The sequence below is a fragment of the Longimicrobium sp. genome, assembly GCF_036280135.1.
GTDB lineage: Bacteria > Gemmatimonadota > Gemmatimonadetes > Longimicrobiales > Longimicrobiaceae > Longimicrobium.
Window position 1 is genome coordinate 1 of sequence record NZ_DASURI010000553.1, and the last position, 4,005, is coordinate 4,005.

The 4,005-nt window shown below is 73.3% G+C and carries 4 protein-coding genes and 1 pseudogene; all 5 read right to left on the reverse strand.

The window, feature by feature from the left end; translation table 11 throughout:
* Positions 1 to 316: pseudogene (locus VFZ20_RS17785) on the reverse strand (peptidase S74); the annotation flags it as partial.
* Between the two features lie 69 nt (positions 317 to 385).
* Positions 386 to 1,720 carry a hypothetical protein gene (locus VFZ20_RS17790; RefSeq protein WP_329685267.1) on the reverse strand — a complete coding sequence of 445 codons (1,335 nt, stop codon included), beginning with the start codon at positions 1,718 to 1,720 and terminating at the stop codon, positions 386 to 388.
* A 271-nt stretch (positions 1,721 to 1,991) separates the two neighbouring features.
* Positions 1,992 to 2,150: a hypothetical protein gene (locus VFZ20_RS17795; protein ID WP_329685268.1), complete on the reverse strand. Its 159-nt coding sequence runs from the start codon at positions 2,148 to 2,150 to the stop codon at positions 1,992 to 1,994.
* 354 nt (positions 2,151 to 2,504) lie between these two features.
* Positions 2,505 to 2,903: a hypothetical protein gene (locus tag VFZ20_RS17800; protein ID WP_329685269.1), complete on the reverse strand. Its 399-nt coding sequence runs from the start codon at positions 2,901 to 2,903 to the stop codon at positions 2,505 to 2,507.
* 111 nt (positions 2,904 to 3,014) lie between these two features.
* Positions 3,015 to 4,005 (reverse strand): tail fiber domain-containing protein (locus VFZ20_RS17805; RefSeq protein WP_329685270.1); only part of this gene is annotated, 991 nt, incomplete at its 5' end.

Sequence of the window (4,005 nt, forward strand, 5' to 3'; positions counted from 1 at the left end):
TGTTGAAGCCGCCGGCCCAGGTGTAGAAGCCGATGTTGGCGTCGTCCCACATGGTGCCGCCGCTGCCGATGCCGCCGGCGCGGAAGGCGCCCTTGAAGGGGTACCACATCAGCCGCTCGCCGTTGCCGCTCGCGGGAATGATGCCGATGCCCAGGTTGCCCAGGGCCACGAAGCCGCCCGCGCTGTCCACGCGAAAGCGGTCGCCGGCCGGCGAGCCGGACCGCAGCTGCAGCAGGATGTCGGCCTGCGCGGCGGCGCCCGGGGAGAACAGGGCCACGGCGGCGAGGGCGGATGCGGCAAAGAGGGTGCGCTTCATGGGATCTGCTCGGTTTTAGGTCCATCGGTCAGGTCCGTCCCCGTCCGGGAACGGAGCCGAAGCCCGCCGTCAGTACGACTCCGTCCGGATGCGGAACGAGGTGCTCCGCAGGCGCCCCGACTGCACCCGCAGCGACGCGCGCGACAGCACGTTCCCGGAGAGCGAGTAGGTGCCCGTCACGGTCACGGGGGGCAGCCGTCCCTCCACCGTCTGCGCGATTCCGCTCAGGATCAGCCGCCCCGCCGTGTTGTCGATGAAGCCGGAGTTGGTGGTCACCACGCTTCCCGACGCATCCAGGTTGAAGGCGCCCAGGGAGATGGCGGGCACGGTGCCGCCCGGCGTGAGGTCCAGCACCTCCACCCCGCCCACGCTCTCGTTCTGGTTGAGCAGGGGGAAGATCGTGGCCGTGTCGGGCACGACGGCCGTGTCGGCGGGCTGCGGGGGAATGCTGTCGGGGAGCCAGTTGGCCCCGTTCTCCCAGCTGGTCACGCCGGCCGCCCCCGTCCACACGCGGCGGATGGGCATCACGCTCATCATCACCGTCCCCGTGCGCGACAGGCCGCCCGATTCCATGGCCACGATCCCCGTGGCGCCGGCGCGCTGCCCGTGCACCATCCCCGTGCCGTTCACGGCCGCGCGGGTGGAGTCCAGGGCCATCCAGGTAAAGGCGGGCGCCACGGGGTCCTCCTCGCCCACGGCGTTGTAGGCGCGGGCCGTGAGCTGCCGCTCGTTGCCGGAAAGCACGTTGAAGTTGCCCGTGACCCGCACGTAGCCGTTGGGCCAGGGCACGGCCGCCGCCACGTACACGCCGAAGTGGAACGACTCCACCGTGGCCGGCACGTTGAACCGCCACGCCTTGGGCGCGCTGAGCTCGAACTGCTCCAGCACCGTGTTGTACTGGTAGTAGTCCTGGTTGGCGGCCGTAAAGAAGTCCTGGCCGTCCTCCACCACGTCGATGGCGCCCGTGCCCGCCGTGGCCACGGGCGGACTGGAGAAGAAGACGCGCACCCCGTTGGCGTCGGGCGCCATGGCGGGCATGGTGTCGGCCGTGCCCAGGGGCTGGGGGATGAGGTTGCGCACCGTCACGTTCATGGTGAACGCCCCCGTCCCCGCGTCGTAGTCGGGGTCCGTGCTCGTGAGCGTGACGTAGGTGTTCTGGTTGCCCACGATGAGGTAGTCGGGCATGCCGTCCGCCGGCTCGGCGTTGCGGCACCGCACGGCCCGCGACGCCACCTCCACGCGGCAGTCGATGGCCTGCAGCAGGATGGGTTCGGCGGGGGGCAGCCCCGTCCCGCCGGGGGCCGGCGCCTGCGGCCCCGCGGGGTTGTCGCGGTCCACGCACGCCGACAGGGCGAGCGCCGCGCCCACCGCCGCCAGGAAAAGATGCCGTTGCACAAATCTCATGACACAACCCGGGGTTGGGGTTTCCCTGCGGGTCCGGAACGCCCCCGCCACGCTGTGGTTCGCCGCCGGCACGGCGTGCCGGGGGGCGGGCGGGGAGGGCAGGGGGTGAGTCCGTCCTGGTGGGCCGCCGGAAAGGCACCCGGGGCGCGGGTTCGCGGGACGTCGCCGGGCCAGGATCCCGGCGCGCCGCGTGGGACGGGCCCGCGCCGCCCTGGGCGCGGGAGATGGCGTGCGTCCGCGGAGGCCGGGGGGCGGTCCGCGGCGCCGCGGGTCAAAAGCAGGTGCTGCCGCTTCCGCCCGTGCCGCAGTCGCCGGGAATGGACTGCAGCGTCAGCCGGTTCAGGTGCGGCAGGTCTTCCACGCGGGGCGGCGTCCAGGGACGGCGCGGGCGCGCGGACGGGGGCGACGGCGGGGTGGGAAGGGTCTGCATCGTGTTCCTCGCGGCTAAGGACGCGGTGGGGGCCCCGCGGGTGCCAGGGAGCACGCGGCGGAGCGGGTTGGGTGGCCGGATCACCGGCGCGGCGGGGTGCGGACGGGACAAGGCCGCGGGACGGGACCGGGCATGCGGAGACGGCGCGGAGGCGTGGCCTGGACGGTCCACGCTCGCCGCGCGCACTTTCAGGTGCAGGAAAGGTGCCCGGAAACGTATGGATTTGGACTGCTCCGGGCGGACGGAACAGTCTGGAAGCGCATGTTTCCCAAGGGGTTGACGAGGGCCCTCGCGACGGGTGTCGCGAGGGCCCCAGGTGAACGCCGGGCGGCGTTCACTTCCGGCGGGGCCGGGCTACTTCGGCGCCTCGGGAAGCCGCGCGCACGCTGTCTCCAGGCGCGCGCGGACCGCGGCGTCGGCGCCCCGCGTCTGCTCCATGCACCGCTCGTAGGAGCCCATGGAGCGCTCCCGCTGCTTCCACTCCGGCGAGACGTCCTCGCGGGCGGCGGCGGCAGAGTCCGCGGCCGTGGGGGCCGGCTCGCGCGGAGGGGTCCGGGGCGTGGGTGTCCCGGCTGGGACGTCCGTGGCGGGCACGGATGCCACACTCTCCGGGGCCACGGGGGCCGCCACGGGCACCACCTGCGAGTCTGCCGGCGCCCCTCCCGCGGCCGCGCCGGCATCGTTTCCCCCCCCGCACGCGGCCGCCACCAGCAGCGCCGCGCTCCACGTCCACCGTCCGGGCATCGTCTTCATTCGTTCCTGGAAAAAAGGGAGGGGAGCAGGGAGCGCATGCTCTCCCTGCTCCCGGATTCGTCCATCTTTCGCGCGCGGGTGCGCCGCGCGTTCCCCGGCTGCCGCTCCGGCCTACCGCTGCGGCTGCTGCTGCGCGATCAGCGTCTCCAGGCGGGCGATGCGGGCCTCGAGCGACTCGATGCGGGCGTCCCGCGCGGCGACCTGCTGCTGGAGCTCCGCCGTGCGGGCCTCCAGCGCCTGGATGGCGGCCAGGTTCACGCCGTCAAAGTCGCTCATGTTGATGGTGGTGTTGTCGCGGCTGAAGCCGAAGGCCGCGGCCCAGTCCTGCGCCATGGGGCCGATGTGGCGCACCGTGCGGTCCTGCTCGTCGCGGTACCGCCACGTCGTCACGGGCAGGGAGCGGATGCGGCCCAGGACGTCCTCTCCGTCCACCGAGAGGAAGTTCTCCTTGCGGTTGCGGTCGGAGATGACGTTCCACGAGCTGCCGCCGGCGTTGACCTGCACGCCCACCGTGGCGGCCGTGTTGGTGAAGATGCGGAAGCCGCCCGGCACCCGCCACGTGGCCTGCCCGTCGGCCGTGGCGCGGATGGAGTCCGTGGCCGCGCTGGCGCCCGCGAGCGAGCCGCCGAAGGTGAACGAGCCCACGTGACCGGCGGCGCTGGCGCGGAAGCCCAGCGCGATGGCCCAGTCCGCGTCGGCCGTGACGTACTGGCCGATGGCGGCGGAGGAGCCGTTGCTGTTGGGCGCGCCGCGGAAGCTGGTGCCCGCGTGGGCGCTGGTGCACGTCGCCACGGGCGAGCAGTTGGCGCCGGAGGCCAGGGTGCCGCGGCTGGCGGCGCGCGTGCGCTCGCCGAGCGCGGTGGCGTACTGGCCGCTGGCGATCACGTCGTTGCCGAAGGCGACGGAGCCCGTGTTGGTCGCCTGCGAGCCGTCGCCCATGGCAAAGGCGTACAGGCCCGTGGCGGTGGTGTTGAAGCCGCCGGCCCAGGTGTAGAAGCCGATGTTGGCGTCGTCCCACATGGTGCCGCCGCTGCCGATGCCGCCGGCGCGGAAGGCGCCCTTGAAGGGGTACCACATCAGCCGCTCGCCGTTGCCGCTCGCG

Coding starts and splice junctions, on each gene's coding strand:
- VFZ20_RS17795 (WP_329685268.1), bottom strand. CDS start 2,150: ATGCAGACCCTTCCCACCCCGCCGTCGCCCCCGTCCGCGCGCCCGCGC.
- VFZ20_RS17790 (WP_329685267.1), bottom strand. CDS start 1,720: ATGAGATTTGTGCAACGGCATCTTTTCCTGGCGGCGGTGGGCGCGGCG.
- VFZ20_RS17800 (WP_329685269.1), bottom strand. CDS start 2,903: ATGAAGACGATGCCCGGACGGTGGACGTGGAGCGCGGCGCTGCTGGTG.